We start from the raw sequence: 18165 nt of genomic DNA on the forward strand, positions 1-18165 counted from the left end.
GACCACTCTGGCAATTTCTGGTCAGGCCGTCGAGACGGTGCTGGAGACTCGCTTACGTATAGGGTACCGGTCTGCACGGTGCGATCGTCAAGCGGTTTGCAGCCCGCGTATCGCGTACGGCGTGGCTTCCGTTGAGGCCGCAGTGGTCGGATCAGTGGTCACAGTTCGTCATCCAGTATCGGTTTGGCCATGGCCTCCTCGCCAGTGAATCAACGAAGAGGTTGACAAAACGCGCGGCGGGTTATCAGTCCCTGACACTCATTTTGTTTGAGCGTGTTATGCACTTTTCACCGGCGCTTACGTCCAAGTGACCTGCGAGGAAGTGAGTGGTCACACATAAGGCGCCTCCCGGCATCACGCAGCAGGTGTTTCTGCGCGATGCGATGGCGTCACTCGGCATGCCGCGTACGGAGTTCGCAGAGCGTATCAGTGTTCCGATCAAGACGCTGGACAAGTGGTTGGCGCCTGCGAACACGGCCGATTTTCGGAACATGCCTGATGTGGTATGGGCCTATGTTCGAGAAATTTTGGACTGGACAAAAAACGGCCTGACTTTCAAAGTCAGGGACGCGTCAGAAACTTCGTGTGCTGGGGCGGTTAAGAATCTCAGCAGATGGCGGAGGTGAGTCGCTCGCCGAACAGAATGGCGAACTGATTGACTGCTTGCCGCCAAGTGATAGGCGGTATCTTCCAGTCCTTTTCGATGTTGCGCAAGGCCAGATATAGCAGCTTGCTAGCGGCTTCGTCGTTCGGGAAGTGGCTGCGGTTCTCGACGATCTTGCACGGTTGCATGTGCGCGTGCTCGATGGCAATTGTCGTATGGACGATTCGACGCACCTCGGGCGGGTAGGCGAAGAGGGGGATTGCCGGTTCCCATTGGCGCTGCCACATGGCTGCGACGGTAGAGAATTTGCGGCCCCACTCGCTCTGCGAAATAGCGTCGAGCGTAGCTGCCGCCGCCTCAATCGCTTCGGGGTATCGGCGCAAACCGTCGCCCCCGCGATCAGGATATCGTGCGGGCTGCGGTTCTCCAGCTCGTTGAAGATCTTCAGCCAGAATTTTGCGCCTTTTGTCTGTTCGATCCGCAAACCCAGCGCTTCCTTGCGGCCGTCGGCACGGAGGCTCAGCGCAGATAGACGGCCTTGTTCATGACCACGCCTTTGCCGCGGATCTTCAGCCGAAGCGCGTCGAAGTACACGATCGGATACACGGTCTCGCGTGGGCGCTGCTGCCACTGCTCGACGTCGGCCAGCACCTCGTCGGTGACCGTAGCACCAGCAGCCCGTACGGTTCCGCAGACGGCCCTGAAATTCGTGCGCGCTCATGCCACGTGCATACATGCTGGTGACAGGGAGGTCATAGTCGGGCATTCCCTTCGAGAATGGCATTCGGCGATCGAAACCGCGCCGGCTCAGCAATGGCTTGCCGCTTGATCGTGCTTTGCACGCACATACACTAGATTTGACATTAATACGTGAAATAGTTCAACTCGTCAGAGCGGCTATCGTAGGGCATTTGTGTGAGGATGAGATGCCACGTGAGCGAATTTGCGGTTATTATTTACCAATGTGACGAGAGTTCGATATCTGTCGCTATACACAACGGCATGGTGGCTAGATGGGTGGCAATGTCGAATGTAGAAAAATAAATCGATGACGTGCATGAATTGAGATTGAAACCGGGGATATATGTTGATCAAGAAGACTGTTTTTCTTGCCTCGCGATTCGAGGCCTTCAGTGAACTTCGTGCACAATTAAAACAAAAAATTACCAACTATCCGCACCTCAATCTATCCGCGATTGATCTTGACGACGGTCGAGTGAACCACTATCCCCCGCTCGTGGAGTGCCTCGCACACGTGCGTCGATCCAACTACATGATCTTGTTGCTTGGTGACGAGTACGGTGGATTAGCACCAGATAGCGCAAAGTCTTTTACTCATCTTGAGTATGAGGAGGCAGTTCGCGATGGTGCTGGAACGCGGGTCCTGGTTTTTTGCATTGGGAAGCGTTATCGAGGGGGACAGATTCAGTTCGTTGATCCCGACACACCCTTCGGGCAATGGCAACGAGAAATCGAGAAGCGTCATACGATCGGATTTGTCGAGCCAGATATTCCAGTAGATCAGATGGCGCATCGGATCTTTGAAAGCTTTCTAGCTGCGCATTTTGCAATGGAGTTTGGCCAGATCCGCTTCGAGCCGGAAGATCAGCATCGCGATCTGTTCGATGCAATTTCAGATGGGAAGGCGCTCGATGACTCTGATGTGGCGACACTTGAATCTCGTGATGCTGAGCAAACAGGCCCCTCATTGCTGGACGATGAGCCGCAATGTTCCGGGCCCCTTGCCGCGCTGCTGCAGCCTGCGGCCGTGGCCGCGTATGAACAGCGAGTCGAGGCGCATCGCGCGATTGAGCTGGCCGATTACGGCTGTGCGATACGTCATTTACAGCGAGCATTGGAGCACCGCCCGCTTGATTTGATGGGTAACTTCTGGCTGGCGTCGTTGTACGTGAATCTGGGGCGTAAGCCTGACTGCGAGCGTGCGAAAGAACTCAGCGAGCGAGCTGCTCGTATCGCATTGGGTGAGGGTGCGCCATTTCGAGCAGCCGCTTCATACATGCTTGCTGCCCGTGCGGGATATATCACTGGCCAACCTGACGAGGCGTTGACCTATGCCCGGCAGGCGGTGGAGGCGGCGCCGAGCTACGCAAAGGCAAGAATCGAGCTGGCCCGGAACTGGCTGGCTACTGGTGCGCAGGACCACGCGATGAAGGAAATCGAACGCGCGGCGAACTTGTATTTTCCCAGCATGCGTGAAGTGTTCGTTGACCCGCTATTCTCGCCGGTGCGCACCCAGACGAATGAATTAATCGAGAGCCTGCGTCGTCAGTTGATCGATGGAGCCATCCGGATATTGGTCACTGAGCGACAACTGGCTACCTTGGTTGGGCAGTTGGCCACGGGATACTTGCCGGACGACACCGCGCGTAAGCGGGCGATCGACGTGGCGAAGGCGTCGGTGGCTAAACAACTGGAATGGGTGCGCAGTTTAATTGGGCAAGCAGAGGCGGACGTTACCAAGCTGACACCAACCGTTGGATCGGTGCGATTCGAGCTCGATAGCGAAATTCTGACACTGGATGAAAGGGTTCGGGTCAACTCGGCCATCCTGGCGGCTCAGGAGGCCGATCACGGTCATCTCGCCGGATGGAGCGCTCGACTGGGCACCTATTGGGGAGCCGCCAGCGCACTGCTTGGTTTTTTGATCGCGATCCGCTCATGGTCATATGGCAGCAAGCTCAATGGCTTCCTGGTGTTTCTCGTGAGCACTGGGATAATGTATTTGGGTTATCGCGCGCATCGTAGGTACCGCGTGCGCCTTACGGCAACACGCGATAAGATCGAATGGCTCAAAGCGGAGCTGTCCCGGTTCGGCGCTCGACGCATGGCATTAAGGCGGCAACTTGCCGAATCGCAGCACGCGGCGAAACACTCGACAGAACGAGCGCGTGAAGCGCTGCGTCTATTCGAGAAGGGTACGCTTTCGCAATCGAATCGCTTGTTGTTTCCGTTTGCGTCCCTGTTTTCTGGCCGTCAAGGAGATCTGGTTCGTGTGGTCGCCAGTCAAAGGGATTGGTTTAGAGAGCAAACAGGGCGAACGATTGAAGAGTCGCAAGCATTACCGGCGTGGTTGGAGGAGCAGGACGAGTCCGCCCGATCGGGCATAGGCTTGTTCCGGCTGGAGCGGGTGGAATCTAAGAAGGTGGTGCTCAGTCGAGCGGCTGCCTATGAGCGCGAAGCAAAATAGCAAGAGCGATGCCGAATGAAAGGTGCGGTTGTCTGGCCACGCGGTCCTCCACGGTTGATGTCAGATGGCAATCGATGAAAAATAGTATTTTTCTTTGCGCGACGTGAGGCAAAGATGTTTTATTGACGGAAAATATTTGTTGATGGTAGGTTATTTTAAATAAGGAGACCATGATGCCAGCTTTGAAAACCTATGTGGGATTTATTTCGCATGCTTGGAGCTATCACGGCGAATATGCTCGATTGGAGCAGATGTTGAGGGGTGCCTCGAACTTCTTGTTCAAAAACTCCTCCGTCCCTCGCACCAACCCTATTCTTGATGTGCGATCAACGCAGCAACTGACTAGTGCGCTGAATGAGCAAATCCGTGTTGCCAATATCGTATTGATTCTTGGCGGAATGTACGCTGCGCATAGTGTCTGGATTGAGACTGAAATTAAAATAGCCACAGCTTATCGTAAACCGATAATCGGTGTCGTTCCCTGGGGGCAGCAGCGAACCCCGCAAGTGGTTCAGTTGGCCGCAATTGAAATGGTTCGATGGAATACGGATTCCATCGTTTCGTCGATTCGACAGCATGCGCTGTGATGTGCGGGATGGGTGATTAAAGAATAATAGGAAAATAGCCATGTCAAAGAGTGGGGATGTGAAGGATGGCGACGCGAAACTGTGCTTCGTGGTGATGGGGTTTGGACGAAAGACTGACTACGAATCAGGGCGCACGCTTGATCTGAATGCGACCTATCAGGAAATCATTCGACCGGCTGCCGAGCAAGCCGGTTTGCGGTGTGTGCGAGCGGACGAGATCTCACATTCCGGCCATATCGACTTGCAGATGTACGAGATGCTTCTGAGGGCTGATCTTGTGATTGCCGATATCTCAACAGGTAATGCAAACGCACTTTACGAACTCGGTGTTCGCCATGCCTTGAGGCCGTATTCGACGATCATCATGAGGGAGAGTAAGGGGAAATTTTATTTCGATTTGAATCATACGAGTACGTTCTCGTACGAACACTTGGGTGAGGATATCGGCGCCAAGGAGGCGAGGCGGGCGGTCGGTGAATTGTCTTTGCTAATCGAGAGAATCTTGGAGAATCCGCTGCCGGATAGTCCCGTGTATACCTTTATTCCGAGGCTGATTCAGCCGCACTTGTCGGATGAACAATTTGAGGCGTTGATTCAACGATCAGAGGCGAGTGAAGAGCGATTTTCGGAAATGATGAGCCAGGGCTTGCACGCGTTACGAGAGGACCGCTATGCTGATGCGATGCGATTTTTCTCGAGCGCAGTCGAGATGAAGCCGGATGAGGTGTATCTAAAGCAACAGCTTGCGTTGGCGACGTACAAGAGCAAAGAGCCATCGGAGATTGCTTCGCTCGTCAATGCACTGAAGGTTATTAATGATCTGGGGCCGGATGATTCGAATGATCCCGAGACATTGGGGATAGCAGGAGCTATCCACAAGCGCCTGTGGGGCATCACGAAGGACCCGGCGGAACTGAATTTGGCTATAAAATATTATGGACGTGGATTTGAATTCAGGAGGGACTATTATAATGGTGAAAATTACGCGCTATGTATGAATTATCGTGCTGAAATTGAGGGAGATAAAGCGGATAGGAATTATTACGAAATTGGTGCACGTAAGGCTCGTGAGGAAATCGTCGATATTTTAATTGGAGTCATCCAGTCGCCGCAGTTTGGAGAGAGGTCGGACCAAAAGTGGGTTGTTGCAACGCTGGCCAATACGTTGTTTGGTTTGAATCGCGATGCGGAGGCGGTTCAGTATGAGCAGCAATTTCGCGAGTATTCCGAACATGGTGGCCTTGCACGATGGGAGCGTGATACCTATGAGCAAGGGAAGCAGGAAGTTCTGCGGATAACTGGTCGTCCTGCTGGTCGGCGTGGCAAGAAAGCTGGTCCCAATTAAGTGCATAATTCAGCTATTTGTTTTGGTTGAAGATGAAAGATGCTATGGCTTCATTAGAGAGCTGGCATCAATATGAAATACGGAGTGATTGGGGTATGGCGAAGATTGTTGAATAAGTCAGGGCTGATTTTGAGGTTATGCCTTCGGGGTACATGTTTTGGGTGATTCAATCGATGCGCTTCGCAGGTGATTGTATGTAGAGGCTGTGATGTGATCTGACATTAATATTGCTTGAAGAGTGAGGCGGAAGCGTATGCAGCCGCTGATAGACTCCCGGTGTCAATCGGGATCGGTTTTTCGATTTCTCGAGTTCATGTTGAGGGAGTTTCATGAGGGCGGCGTAGAAGTACATGTCAAAGTCGATTAGAAACTGACCCACCGGGGGTGCGGCTAAAATCTTGGACTGGTTTATGCCGCAATTCCAAGACTCTTCCGGTATTCGAGGGGGCTGAGAGAACCGAGCGAGACCTTGATCCGCGTACCGGATGTAAGAGTCAAGGACCTCGATGAATTGATCAACGGTCGTAGCCCGCCAGTCACGAGGATAGAACAGTTCCATCTTGAGTCGCCCGAAGAAGCCTTCACAGGCTGCGTTATCGGGCGAGCATCCTTTGCGTGACATCGAGCGAACGAGCCTGGCATCGCGCATCCGGGATAGCCATCCCGGCCAACGATAGTGCGCACCGCGATCGGAGTGGACCACTGGCCGCTCATCACTATCAGCCACCGACTCGATGGCCGAATCCAGCATGGTATTTACGAGTTCAGCATCTGGTCGCGTGCCGATTGACCAGCTCATTACGAGACCGTCGAAGCAGTCGATTACCGGCGACAGATACACCTTGCCGGCCGGGATCTGGAATTCGGTAATGTCGGTGAGCCATTTCTGATTCGGGGCGGCGGCGCGGAAATCACGATTGATGAGATTCTCCGGCGCGGGGCTTATTTCCCCACGATAGGAGCCGTAGCGACGTCGTCTGGTCGTGGCAGCGGCCAGACCCTCCTGTCGCATCAAACGTCGCACGACCTTCTCCGAGATGAAGACCTGCAGCCTGCTCAATGCCGCGCGGATTCGACGATAGCCGTAGCAGCGGTGATTGCATTCGAAGATGTCTGCGATGACGCGACGCGCGCCAGCATGCCTGTCAGCGACAAGCAGACGTGCACGGTGATAAAAGTAGGAGCTGCGGGCGAGCCTCAGGATGGCTAACAACTCCGGCAACGGATAGGTGTATTTCAGGACATCAACCAGCATCGTCTTCTCCCGGTTGCTCAGGAGCTGCGGGTCGATGCCCATTCCATTTTTTACCGGTTCGTTCGCCTTCTTGAGGATATCGTGCTCGAGCTGCAACTTCCGGACGTCGCGTCGAAGCGATTCGATCTGTCGTTCCAGTTCCGCACGCTCATGGCCCGGTGCTGGCTTCTTCTGGCGTTTCATGGATGCTGGAACCTCTCGACCGAGTAGCTGATTCTTCCAGTTGTACAGCATCGGCATGCTCACGCCTGTTTTCTGGGCGACCACGCGTGCGCTTTCTTCTCTGGCGCACAATTCGATGACTGCCGCCCGTTTCACTGCCAGCGATTTCGGAGCGCTGCCAGTTACTCTGCCGATAAGGCGTTTCCCAATTTCGGGGCACAGTTCTTCAATCCAGGCTGCAAGCGTCCCGCGACTCGGATAGCCCAAAGCCCTCGAGGTTACAGCAGCACAACGGTCATGGCTCAGATAATGATCGACGGCAGCCTGCTTCTGTTCGGCCGAATACCTCGGCGTGGCACGAACATAGCCAGTTCGTAAATCATGACACTGTTCGTATTCACGATGCCAGGCCTTCAGGGAATTCTTTGTCGGGTAACCCAACTGCCTGATGGTCGCCCTGATGCGCTTTCCCAACTTCAGATAGAGCCGAACCGCTTGAACGCGGTCTTCGTACGAGTACATGGACTACCTCCAGGTAGTCCAAGATTTTGTCCGCATCCCCACCTGCAGATTATCGAGCTGGACGACGCGGGGCAGCAATTCTGAGAGGGGCGAGATTGTGTGCTGTTCGAGCGCAAATTGCGCTACGGCGAAAAGCTTGTACGGCTGACCTGGCTTGATGCCGGGGAGGACCCCATGGCGGGGCGCCGAAGGCACCCGGCTCAGGGCTTGTACGCTAACAACGCTGTCGGGGGCATCCGTCAAGATTGCTCTGCTTTGATGCGGTAGTTTAACTGCCTAGTGTTGGGTGTTGCCAAGTATACGAACAGGACTTCAACAGCCGCAGCATCGTGCATTGGGGGCAACTATAGGGGCCACTGTTCGGCGACGAAAACTCAATGGATTGCTGGTAAAGGCTCATGCCGCTTGATTCGAATCCGGCCTCCGTACGGAAGTCGATCAGGTCGCCAGTTCGCGAGGTCATGTCCCGCACGAAATACGCGAGATAGATCGCCAGGAACAGAGGGCTGATGACATCGAGATTGCCATGTCCGGATTTCAGGGTGGTAAATGCATGGTGATGCTCCAGCGACTTTCGTTGAACAACTGCCGCGGAGAGAGGCAGCAACGTAGCTTTGGTCAGAGCGGTCCGACGCTTGGAACTGGTTCGGCGCTTTTCTTTGCTCACACGTGTTTAGTTCCGCTCAGGCCACCACGGTTTCGGCGCCTCCCGAATCAGGTAGTCGTCGAGGTTCTTGTCGACAAGCCACTTTGGCCGAGGGCCTTTGCCCGACCATGAGTTTCCGGAATTCGGGTCGTAGTACATCGCAGGTGCTTTCTGTCGCTTGGCCTGGATGAAGCCGCCAGCGCGCAGCAGTTCAATTTCGGAGATGCCGTATTCCTTGACGTCTTCGGCGATCTGTTTGAGTTTGGCTTGCTTCTCCTGCTTCTTTGCGTCTTCAACTAGCAGGTTCAGTTGGCCGAGCTGCTTCTGCAACTCGCGAATGGAACGGTTGTTCATAGTGCCTTGTTTCGAGCGAATCACTGCTTGGAGGTACATTCAGCAGTCGAGTTCGCGGTGTATTTGATATTGCTGACGTGTGACCCGGCCACGAGCGGAGTGGCCGCGGAGCGAGTCAACTAAGCTGGGTACTCCAAGCGGAGCATATCGGTCACGCGCGTGCGATGCCGACGAGGGTGCAATTGTAACCCACGCACCGAGGCGGATCTTGACTGTGCGGGTGCGGGCAAAGAATCGCGGAGAAGGGCAATAACCCGTCTGAGAAATCGGACAACAGCAGTCAGACCGTTACCGCCCGCTCGCAAAGACCCTATCTCGACAGGTATAAGGTCTTGCGACACGATGAGGCTGCCGAACCGATCAACCTTGTTTTCTTTCACTTGTTAGCTATGCGTGAACACACCCTTCAGCGTCAGAGACGTGTGCGTAGGGAATACGCGTTCGCTCGTCTGCAAGTAGCAATGGGCCGTCTTGTGCATGCGGACACGGCAGCGGAACAGGCTCTCGCGACATGTTGGGTAAATGCCTGGGCGAGTGTGATTGGTGACCTTCACTTTCACGGATTCGTCGAGGGGCGGGTTGGACACCGGCCAAGGCGGTGAGACTGGGCTGCGAAAGTGGTCAATTGGTCGAAGAAATGACAGTCGTGACGCTGTCCAGCAGCACGGAATATGGGCGGTATCAAGCACCGAATGGATAACGAGGAGGGACGCTCCTCCTCGCCAGTTCGTTAGCTTCGGGTCAGGAAGCCGTCGCGATTCGCTGCATCTTTGATCTAGGCAGGGGGTTTACCTTTGCCGGTCCAGATCGCGCCGGTTGTCGGATCGCGGTATTTGGGGATGTCAGCAATATTCTTCGGCAGTTTGGAAGCGGAAGCCTTGCGTCCCCTGGTCGTTTTGGGGAGGGGGGGGGCCGGGGCACAATTTTTATTTACGTCAATCGCTTGACGGTGGTGATTATGTGTCTTGGTGATGTGAGAAAATGGTTGAATATTTTTTAATTAATTTAATATTTTTAATAAGTTAACTGCATTAAAGCGTGATGCGTATTTAATAGATGATGCTTCGAAGAAAAATTGTCTGCGTTTTCATTGGCGGAAAATCTGAATTTTATGGCGCCTGACAATCGTTGATCATTCTTCGCGTTTGGTTGCGCGACCATCTCTGAAAATGTCTAACGAGACCAAAGCATGGGGTGCGCAATACGGTGAGCTGAACCCCAGATGTTGGACGGTGGTCGAGCGAATTTCATGCGAATCGAATCCGGTACTCGACGGGGCTCAGGCCCTTGAGCTTCAGCTTGATCCGATCGTGATTGTAGTACCGGATGTAGCTATCAATGCCTGTTTGCAGCTCCTCTACGCTTCGGAATTTCTCCAGGTAGTAGAACTTGGACTTCAGCGTGCCGAAGAAGCTCTCCATCGCGGCGTTGTCGAGGCAATTGCCTTTACGCGACATGCTTTGCTTCGCAGCATGTGCGTCAAGCAGCCGCCGGTATTCAGGCATCCTGTATTGCCAGCCCTGATCCGAATGCAGCATCGGCCGGTCACCGGCTTTCAATCTGCTAAAGGCCTTCTTAAGCATCGCGCCGACCATGCCGAGCAGTGGCCGTGGGGACATTTCATACGACACGATTTCGCCATTGAAGAGATCCAGCACCGGAGACAAGTACAGTTTCCGACCGTCCACGTTGAACTCGGTAACGTCCGTCACCCACTTTTCATTTGGCCGATCGGCGTGAAACTGTCGCGCCAGGTCGTTAGGGGCAACGTGTCCGAGTTGACCTTTGTAGGAGCGATATTTCTTCACTCGTACTCGGCAGCACAACTGGAGCTGAACCATCAGTCGACGGACCGTCTTGTGGTTCACGAGGTCGCCGCTGCGACGGATAGCGGCAGTGATGCGACGATAGCCATAACGCCCTTTGTGTCGCTCGAACAGCTCCCGAATCTTCAATTCAAGTCCGCATATTTGTCCCCTCGCTGCAGCGTCCTTTGCTGATAGTAGAACGTGCTGCGAGCAAGCCCGGCAAGTTGCAGCAGGCTGGCAAGCGGGTAATGCTGCCTCAGCTCGAGCACGATCAGCGTTCGCTCTTTTGCGGTTGCCGACCGTTCGCCTGAACCAAGGCATCGAGCTTTTTTAGGTACGCATTCTCCATCCGTAGGCTGTTCAGCTCCTCGATTAAGTCCTGGCGGCTGCGATCGTGATCGGAATTCTGTTGTTTCGCTTGGTCAGAAGGCGTCGTTGACATCGTCTTGCGGCGCTCGCCGGACACGCGGCCGAGTGCTTTCGGACCGCCTTGATTGAATTTATCTTCCCACTCGCCGATCACGTTGAAGCGGCGGATATTGAACAGGGCTGCAGTTTGTCGCTGCGACAAGCCTTCCTCGTGCATCCGCTTCAGGACTGAAAGTTTGAATTCAGCGCTGAAATTCGTGGGAGCCCGCTTCTTCGTCCGCACGCCTTCCTCACCGTGAACCCGATAGCCGGCAATCCATTGCCGCAGCGATGAAACATTGACGCCATGCCGTTGAGCAACAGCTTTTAGGCCGGACTCGCCGGAGCAGTAGTCCTTGACGGCCGTCAGCTTGGCTCGGTCCGTATATTTTCCCATAGTCCCTTCCGGTCGGAGTCCAACCTTCGGGGTTCAGTTCACGCATCGGCCTTGTACAGCGCGTTGCTGTAGTCGATGCCGACCGCGAACGGCGCGAAGTTGTAGCGCAACGCGCCGCGTGCGATGCCGATCGATTTCGCGGAGATGTAGCCGCCATTGACCAGCGATCCGTCGAACGTGCCGTCGGAGGTGCCGTTCCAGCCGGTCCGGATGCCGTTGGCGAGCGAGGAACGATTGGCCGCGTAGTAATAGCCGCCGGCCACGTCGACCGGGCCGTTGCTGTACGACAGGCCGGCCGACCAGGTTTGCCTGGCGCCGCTCTTGCCGGCCACGCCGCCGAGCGCGTACATGCCGACGAACTGGAATCCGTTGATCGTTGGCGACGTGTATTTCACCACGTTGTCGGTGCGCGACGACGTGTCGTAGTTGTCAACGTCGCCGGGTGTCGCGTAGACGCTGCCGAAGTAGAAGTCGCCGGTGACCGGCCAGGCGACATCCGCGAGCGCGTCGTACTGGCGGCCGAGCGTCAGCGTGCCCCAGCGCGCGCTTTCGAGGCCGACGAAGGCCTGCCGGCCGAACATCCGGTGCTTTGCCCGAGCGCGCCGGTGTTCGGATTGAAGCCGTTTTCCAGCGTGAAGATTGCTTTCAATCCGCCGCCCAGATCTTCGGCACCCTTCACGCCGAAGCGGTTGCGGAGCAGGTTGCCGTTGCCGAGGCCGACGTGATTCTTGCCGTCTGCGTTGGCGTTCCATACGTACGTCAGCGACGTATCGAACAAGCCGTATAACGTGACTTCCGACGCGTGTGCCGCGTGAGCGGTTGCGAATATCGCACCGGACATCATGGCGAGCCGAACTGGAGTTTTCATGGTGAGCCCCTGAATTTCAAGATGATCGTTTCGTGCATCGGTCGATTCGGCGCCGCGTGTCGTGCCGGCGGGCGCGGAATATCGCAATGGCGCTGCCGATTCTGGAAAGCGTTCGGATCGTGAAGGTGAGGGACAAATGAGAAAAATATCATCGCCGCGTCATCAGCGCGGAAACGCATGATGAATTTTCATTCGTAGTGCGATGCAGAGCATGTCGAGGCGGTGACGAAACCGTCATGCTGCAATCACGAATCCGCACCGCCGCCGGATCAAAGTGAAGGCTCCTGTCACGGATTACCAGCAAGGAGCGAACAGCATGAACATTCCGCGACCGATGATTGTCATCGCCGCTGCCGTACCGTCGATTGCGGCCTTCTCGCAAGCGGTGGTCGCGCAGCAGAAGACCCGGCAGGAAGTCCGTCAGGAACTGGTGCGCGCGCGCCACGACGGCGTGATCCCGAGCCCGAATCACGACTACCCGGCGAGCACGGCCACCGTCGCGCGCAATCAGGAAATCCATCGCGCGACGGTGCATCGCGGTGAGACGGCGCCGATGCTCGATGCGCACGACAACCGTTTTGCGGTGCGTTGATCGTTTATTCGCGGCCGACCGGCGCGGTGCCTGTCGGCCGCCCCCCACATGAAGAGGAGAGTGCCATGCGCAATTTCGCGAAAGGAATCGTGCTCGCGGCGTGCCTGATGTCGACGACCGCGATGGCGGCCGGCTGGCCGGAGCGTGCGCTGTCGCACGTGTCGGTGACATGATGTCGGCCGGCGTGCGAACGAGCGGATGCGCTGCGAGTTTGCGGCCGTGCCGGCCGGTGCGGGTGGCGTCGACTGTCGAGGAGAAGCTGATCCTGCTCGGCGACGTTCGCACTGCGTCGCATCAGTCGCGCAAGCTGAAGGAGCAGTTGCAACTGACGACACGCGACGAAGTGATCGCGCTGAACCTACTGTTCGACAACGGCGGCCGCATGTCGCGCGAACATGCTCGACTTTTGGACGGCGCTACGCGACGAGGGCGTGACGCTCGTCAACGGCACGCGCATTGTCGATACGTATCCGACGGGTGTGAACACGTGGTAACCGGTGCGCGGCCGCAGCGGGCTTACTCAGTCTTCACTGATCCTTCGAGCAGGAAGAAGACGATGAAGCCGATGAAGAACGCGACCGTGGCGAATGGAGTTTCGGGTACACGAGCGGATGGACCTACCTAAGCGCAATATTCGGAGTGGGCCCGTGCGGACGCTGCAACATAGATACAGATCGCGGGGAGGATTTCCGTCTCCGTCGGGCGGGCTGAAGCGACACGAACTTTTGGTGGAGCTCATGCTTGGCTCAGAAGGAAACAACTTTGCTTCATCCAAGACGGTAGCCGTGTACGAATTCCACCTCTGCGGCAACTCCGGAAAACGACTCGACCACCTGAGGTCCCAAGCCTGTACGTCACTGATATGTTCAAAAAATCGATACGATCAGCCGGAGCCATTTTGGGCTCAGCGGCGATGGTGATTTCCACCACGATGGGGCCCGTTTCGGCGAAGGCGGCTATAGCGGCTTCGGTCTTGCCGTCAACCGTAGACAAGGTGCTCAAGTACCTTCAAACCGTGTCGCTGCAAGAAGATCTTTGGGTTGCACCGGATGCGGTTGTCGCTGGAATTTTGTTCACCATTGCCATCTGTCTTGAGGGCGATTGATTTGGCAGTCTCCGCGCCGGGAGTTATGGCACCGTGCTCATTCGTAGCATTGTTCAGGATGGACGAATTAGCAAACATGCATTCGTCTTTTTTGCGCGAACGCATCACAGCCGACGCGACGAGAACATCGCTCTCGGCTGTTTCTTGCGGCTCTGCAGAGGGGTTACGCGTAAGCAGTATCTGTGGGCACTGTTAGCATAAAGTTCGAGCTCCAACAGTAGGTGAATCCAACGCCGATGCCCCGTCTTTCGAAACTGACCGCCGAGCAGTTGGCCATTCTTGATGCCACAGCGTTAGGCACGGATCTGAAGGTCAAGGCCTACGCCGGCGCCGGCAAAACCTCGACACTGCAACTGGTGGCCGATCGCCTGGTGGGCCGCCGCGGTGTCTATCTCGCGTTCAATCGCGACATCGCGGACCATGCGCGTCGCCGCTTCCCCTCGCACGTGCAGTCGAATACCGTGCGTGCGCGCGTATGTCGCGGCGCCTGCGACATTGCGTCAGCGTCTGCGGGCCCAGAGTGAGCCCCCGTACGTGCTCGCCGATCGGTTCGGGCTCGGTCCGCTACGCGTGTCGAGCCTGGTTGGCGGCTAGCCGGTCGAGCTGCAACCGCTCGACCTCGGCCTGATGGTGGTCGACGGGCTCGGCGGCTTCTGTCGCTCGGCCGATGCGTATCCGCTTGCAGCTCACATTCAGATCGACGAGAAAATTCCCGAGGCCGCCGCTGTGTCGCTGCGTGGCCTTGCATATGAACACGGCGTAGCCAACCGGCATAAAACGGACGGTCCGCAATTTCTGAATCAGACCGGACAGCCGCAGCCCCAAACCACCTTTCCCGGCTGGGCGCGCGCAGCGATGGGTTCGACTGCAACAGTGAGCCCGATGACAGTGTCGGAACTTTCATCGGGACCGGATCAGGCAGTATTTCTAGTCTCTGCGAAGGCGATGTTCATGCGCGTCCAGGGTGCTTGGGACCGCAACGATCAGGGCGATCTGTATGAACTCACGACGTCGGAGATGTTCATGCGAATCAAGAAGGATCTGGAAGTACGAAGGCCCGAGCCGAGCCTTACGGATGTAACGCAACTGGATGCCGAGATACTCGGCACCGAGCGCAACGCGGATGAAATCCTAGTCAGCGTTCGCTTTCACGGCGAAATGCGCGAGGACGGTGCACTGACCGTCCAGCCGTTCCAGGAAGTCTGGCACTTGGTGAAGCGCACGGGGAGCGAGCAGGCGTGGCAGTTGGCAGGCATCCAGCAGATAGTCAGTTGATGAGTTGTGAAAGTCGGCGCGGAAACGCGCCGGCCTTGCTTCGATGACGGTGGTCACACTATTCATCGGCTTACGCAATGTAAGGCTCTGCGATCTGCGTAGCCCATTATTCGTAAGCGCATCGCGAAGGCCACACTTGATCACCTAAGAGACGATTTCATAAAGGCTGCTGGACCCGCCGGAGGGTATTCCAGCAGATCAGACAGCAATCGAGTTTGAGGAATGCGCGATGAATATCGGCAGGACGTTCGAAACGAACGCAGAGACGCCGGAAGTGATGCAACCAGGCATGGGTGTGTTCAACGACCCAGCAATGTTTGCCAAGACCGCTGCCGTGTCCGGTACGGCGCATGGCAATCACTGTCTTGATACCGCGATTGCGTAATGCTCTTCGATGTCGCTCGGAGTCGTAACCGCGATCGGGGTAGACAGCGCGCGGTCTCTGCAGTGGGTGGCCATACAATCCGCGAACGACGGAATCGCGTCGATAAGCGGCAGCAATTGCGTGACGTCATGGACGTTGGCGCCAGTCAGGATTGCGGCGAGCGGCGTGCCATTGGCACCGGTGACGATATAGTGCTTGGAACCGGGGCGTGCCCGATCAGTGGGGTTTGGCCCGCTCCAACAGCACGAATCGATGAAGAGTCGACAACGGCTCGCGAGAAATCAATCTGGTCTGCTGCACGCAGCTTCGCGAGCAGCAACTCGTGCAGACGGTCCCACACGCCACCAGATTGCCATTCGCCAAGCCGTTGCCAACGTGTCACGCCCGAGCCGCAAACCATCTCGGCGGGCAAGTCGCGCCAGCGCAGTCCAGTCTTGAGCACGAACAAGATACCGGTCCGCGCGGCACGATCCCAAACCGGCTGACAGCCCGGGTTCTTCTCGCGTCGCGGCTTGGGTGGCGCCAGTAACGGCTCGATCAGTATCCACAATTTGTCGTCGATGATCGGCTTGACCATCTCCTCGGCCTCGGTTGTTCCAATGCCTGAGGTTAACAGCTCGCCGCGAAAATTAGCAGCCCCTCAGGGCATTTTTGAAACCGTCTCTAAAACATGATGCAGAGGCAATGGAGTTCACGATCGATCAGAACGATGTTCTCACTCAGCCGTCACGGCCCATGGATCGAACCCACGCGTCACGGTCGCCGCAAAGTTGTCCAGCAGCGCGAATCCTTGTGTCGAGCGACTGTTGTTCAGGATCGTCGTCTCGAAGCCAGACAGCTGCGCGCTCTTCGACAGGTAGTAGACGAGCCCTTATAGCGCTTCGCGCGCTACACGACCGATACGATACGTCGGGATTACATTACCCTCCGAAGAACCGTCATCGCGACGTACGGAGGCCAGTGCGCCGCATACGCAGATCACTGGGGCTGCGACGCCGTCCTTCACGTGCGGCAATCGTTGCTACACCAGGTCCTTGAGAACACCGTGAGTACAAAGCGCCAGTACGCTTTACGTGAGCGTGCGGTGTCGCTGGGCTGGCCCATAGAGCGCACCCAAGGTATCGACACTGACCGTGGCCTGTCCGGCGCCAGCGCAGAACACCAGGACGGGTTTCAGCAACTGGTATCGGAAGTCGCCATCGGCAACGCCAGCGTCGTATTCGGACTTGAGTGCTTCATCTGGCGCGGAACAACGCTGATTGGCGTCGGCTCATCGAACTCGCGGCACTGACCCGTACGCTGATTTCTGACGAAGACTCCGCATACGATGTGGCTTACGTCAACGACCGCCTGCGGCTCGGTCTGAAGGGAACCATGAGCGAGGCGAAGCTGAACGCGCGGTTGCAGAGTGGGATGCGCAACAAAGCGTAATGTGGCAGACTCGCACGGCCCCTTCCCGTCGGGCTTGTCTACCATCCGCGGGGATCCCTCAGCCCGAACATCCTGGAGCCCGAACTCGACCAGAACTGACAAGGAAATCTACAACCGACATGCGCAACGCCCAAGCCGGCCGAATCGGTCGCGCTCCCGAAGTCGGCGGTCACTTTCATCGAAATACGCACTGCGTCATCGAATTTGCAAATCTACCGACGCCAATTGGCAATATCAGCGCGTCAAGGACAAGTCATCTGATCTTGCCGACGCGCCAGGCTTAGACGCTTATCGCAATTCAGTGCCGCAGTCTGGAGATCGCGACTTCGAGTCAAGACGTCGTTGCTGCCACGCTTACACTTAATCCAATCCGCCTATTACGCCAAGAGGAACCGAGCATGAAACTGTATGATCTAGAACTATCCGGCAATTGTTACAAAGTGCGTCTCTTCGCCGCTTTGGCACAGATCAATTTGACGATCGAAGCGGTCGATTTTCTCAGCGGCGCACACAAGCGCCCACCGCTAATCGACCTCAACCCATGGAGCGAAATCCCTATCCTGGTCGACAATGAAATGGTGCTCCGCGACTCTCAGGCCATTTTGGTCTATCTTGCCGCCAAATATGCAGATGAACGCTGGCTGCCGCGTGATGCCGCCGGACTTGCGGAGGTGATGCAATGGCTGTCCACAGCCGCCAACGAGATGCAGAACGGTCCAGCTTCGGCACGCCTGGTAGACAAGTTCGGCTATCCGATCGACAAACAGGACACGCTGCAGCGTTCTGCGCGCATTCTGCTATTGCTGGACACCTACCTGGCTAAGCGCCAATGGCTGGCGCAGGAACGTCCTACCATCGCCGACTGCGCTGTATTTCCCTACGTGGCCTTAGCGCCTGAAGGCGGTGTATCACTGTCGGACTTCCCACATATCTGCCAATGGCTTGCACGTGTGAAAGCGCTGCCGCACTTCCTGTCTATGCCCGGTATTTGATCTATCTCGCCTGGCGGTCGGCAAACGTGATATCCGATCGCCAGTAGTTACCGATTGGTAGGTTGGAAGTGGGTACGCCATTTGGTCTTGGAAGCTGCTGCATAGCCTAAGCAAATGCGTCAGCTGGAAAAACATAACTGATCCGAGAGAGAAAAGCTCCGATGCCACCCAATGTTTTACAAGATGTCACGGCGACAGTCGGCTTCTCGCCCAGTCCATTG

12 protein-coding genes and 6 pseudogenes are annotated in these 18165 nt (G+C 56.2%); 9 read left to right on the forward strand and 9 right to left on the reverse strand.

Going from position 1 to position 18165, the window contains the following annotated elements; translation table 11 throughout:
* Positions 1 to 44: 44 nt before the first annotated feature.
* Positions 45 to 155, reverse strand: a pseudogene (locus tag G3O06_RS49155) (IS5/IS1182 family transposase); the annotation flags it as partial.
* Positions 156 to 606: 451 nt separating this feature from the next.
* Positions 607 to 1376, reverse strand: a pseudogene (locus G3O06_RS23160) (transposase); the annotation flags it as partial.
* A 312-nt stretch (positions 1377 to 1688) separates the two neighbouring features.
* Between G3O06_RS23160 and G3O06_RS23165 the strand changes: the two are divergent.
* The 3 genes from G3O06_RS23165 (at position 1689) to G3O06_RS23175 (ending at position 5744) form a co-directional block, all read left to right on the forward strand.
* Entirely contained in the window at positions 1689 to 3812 is a 2124-nt protein-coding gene (locus G3O06_RS23165; protein ID WP_205817618.1) for a DUF4062 domain-containing protein, read from the forward strand.
* 173 nt (positions 3813 to 3985) lie between these two features.
* Positions 3986 to 4399 carry a TIR domain-containing protein gene (locus G3O06_RS23170; RefSeq protein WP_205817619.1) on the forward strand — a complete coding sequence of 138 codons (414 nt, stop codon included), beginning with the start codon at positions 3986 to 3988 and terminating at the stop codon, positions 4397 to 4399.
* A 40-nt stretch (positions 4400 to 4439) separates the two neighbouring features.
* Positions 4440 to 5744, forward strand: a complete 1305-nt coding sequence (locus G3O06_RS23175; protein WP_205817620.1) for a tetratricopeptide repeat-containing protein — start codon at positions 4440 to 4442, stop codon at positions 5742 to 5744.
* A 408-nt stretch (positions 5745 to 6152) separates the two neighbouring features.
* Here the strand turns inward: G3O06_RS23175 and G3O06_RS23180 are convergent.
* The 6 genes and pseudogenes from G3O06_RS23180 to G3O06_RS23205 all read right to left on the reverse strand — a co-directional run.
* Positions 6153 to 7683 (reverse strand): annotated as a pseudogene (locus G3O06_RS23180) (IS3 family transposase).
* A 268-nt stretch (positions 7684 to 7951) separates the two neighbouring features.
* On the reverse strand, positions 7952 to 8350 hold the full coding sequence (locus tag G3O06_RS23185; RefSeq protein WP_205817621.1) for a hypothetical protein: 399 nt from the start codon (positions 8348 to 8350) through the stop codon (positions 7952 to 7954).
* A 6-nt stretch (positions 8351 to 8356) separates the two neighbouring features.
* Entirely contained in the window at positions 8357 to 8683 is a 327-nt protein-coding gene (locus tag G3O06_RS23190) for an H-NS histone family protein (RefSeq protein WP_205817622.1), read from the reverse strand.
* Between the two features lie 775 nt (positions 8684 to 9458).
* Positions 9459 to 9674: an H-NS family nucleoid-associated regulatory protein gene (locus G3O06_RS50015; RefSeq protein ID WP_205817634.1), complete on the reverse strand. Its 216-nt coding sequence runs from the start codon at positions 9672 to 9674 to the stop codon at positions 9459 to 9461.
* A 256-nt stretch (positions 9675 to 9930) separates the two neighbouring features.
* Positions 9931 to 11296, reverse strand: a pseudogene (locus G3O06_RS23200) (IS3 family transposase).
* Between the two features lie 41 nt (positions 11297 to 11337).
* A pseudogene (locus G3O06_RS23205) lies at positions 11338 to 12164 on the reverse strand (porin); the annotation flags it as partial.
* Between the two features lie 316 nt (positions 12165 to 12480).
* Between G3O06_RS23205 and G3O06_RS23210 the strand changes: the two are divergent.
* From G3O06_RS23210 to G3O06_RS23230, 4 genes are all read left to right on the forward strand, one after another.
* A complete protein-coding gene (locus G3O06_RS23210; RefSeq protein WP_205817623.1) occupies positions 12481 to 12756 on the forward strand; it encodes a DUF4148 domain-containing protein in 276 nt (91 codons plus the stop codon).
* Positions 12757 to 13618: 862 nt separating this feature from the next.
* Positions 13619 to 13861, forward strand: coding sequence for a hypothetical protein (locus G3O06_RS23220; RefSeq protein WP_205817624.1), 243 nt, complete (start codon positions 13619 to 13621; stop codon positions 13859 to 13861).
* A gap of 236 nt (positions 13862 to 14097) precedes the next feature.
* On the forward strand, positions 14098 to 14385 hold the full coding sequence (locus G3O06_RS23225; protein ID WP_205817625.1) for a hypothetical protein: 288 nt from the start codon (positions 14098 to 14100) through the stop codon (positions 14383 to 14385).
* A gap of 103 nt (positions 14386 to 14488) precedes the next feature.
* Complete coding sequence (locus G3O06_RS23230) at positions 14489 to 15136, forward strand: Tim44-like domain-containing protein (protein WP_205817626.1); 648 nt, start codon at positions 14489 to 14491, stop codon at positions 15134 to 15136.
* A gap of 157 nt (positions 15137 to 15293) precedes the next feature.
* On the opposite strand, the pseudogene G3O06_RS23235 reads toward G3O06_RS23230, so the two are convergent.
* Positions 15294 to 16098: pseudogene (locus G3O06_RS23235) on the reverse strand (IS5 family transposase).
* A 468-nt stretch (positions 16099 to 16566) separates the two neighbouring features.
* On the opposite strand from G3O06_RS23235, the gene G3O06_RS23240 reads away from it, so the two are divergent.
* Complete coding sequence (locus tag G3O06_RS23240; RefSeq protein ID WP_205817627.1) at positions 16567 to 16812, forward strand: hypothetical protein; 246 nt, start codon at positions 16567 to 16569, stop codon at positions 16810 to 16812.
* A 538-nt stretch (positions 16813 to 17350) separates the two neighbouring features.
* A complete protein-coding gene (locus G3O06_RS23245; RefSeq protein WP_205817628.1) occupies positions 17351 to 17944 on the forward strand; it encodes a glutathione S-transferase in 594 nt (197 codons plus the stop codon).
* Positions 17945 to 18165 lie beyond the last annotated feature (221 nt).

Origin of the sequence: Burkholderia sp. Ac-20345, assembly GCF_017104825.1 — a bacterium.
Lineage (GTDB): Bacteria > Pseudomonadota > Gammaproteobacteria > Burkholderiales > Burkholderiaceae > Burkholderia > Burkholderia lata_B.

Coding starts and splice junctions, on each gene's coding strand:
- G3O06_RS23230 (WP_205817626.1), top strand. CDS start 14,489: ATGGTGGTCGACGGGCTCGGCGGCTTCTGTCGCTCGGCCGATGCGTAT.
- G3O06_RS23190 (WP_205817622.1), bottom strand. CDS start 8,683: ATGAACAACCGTTCCATTCGCGAGTTGCAGAAGCAGCTCGGCCAACTG.
- G3O06_RS23175 (WP_205817620.1), top strand. CDS start 4,440: ATGTCAAAGAGTGGGGATGTGAAGGATGGCGACGCGAAACTGTGCTTC.
- G3O06_RS23225 (WP_205817625.1), top strand. CDS start 14,098: ATGCCCCGTCTTTCGAAACTGACCGCCGAGCAGTTGGCCATTCTTGAT.
- G3O06_RS23210 (WP_205817623.1), top strand. CDS start 12,481: ATGAACATTCCGCGACCGATGATTGTCATCGCCGCTGCCGTACCGTCG.
- G3O06_RS23220 (WP_205817624.1), top strand. CDS start 13,619: ATGTTCAAAAAATCGATACGATCAGCCGGAGCCATTTTGGGCTCAGCG.
- G3O06_RS23165 (WP_205817618.1), top strand. CDS start 1,689: ATGTTGATCAAGAAGACTGTTTTTCTTGCCTCGCGATTCGAGGCCTTC.
- G3O06_RS23170 (WP_205817619.1), top strand. CDS start 3,986: ATGCCAGCTTTGAAAACCTATGTGGGATTTATTTCGCATGCTTGGAGC.
- G3O06_RS23245 (WP_205817628.1), top strand. CDS start 17,351: ATGAAACTGTATGATCTAGAACTATCCGGCAATTGTTACAAAGTGCGT.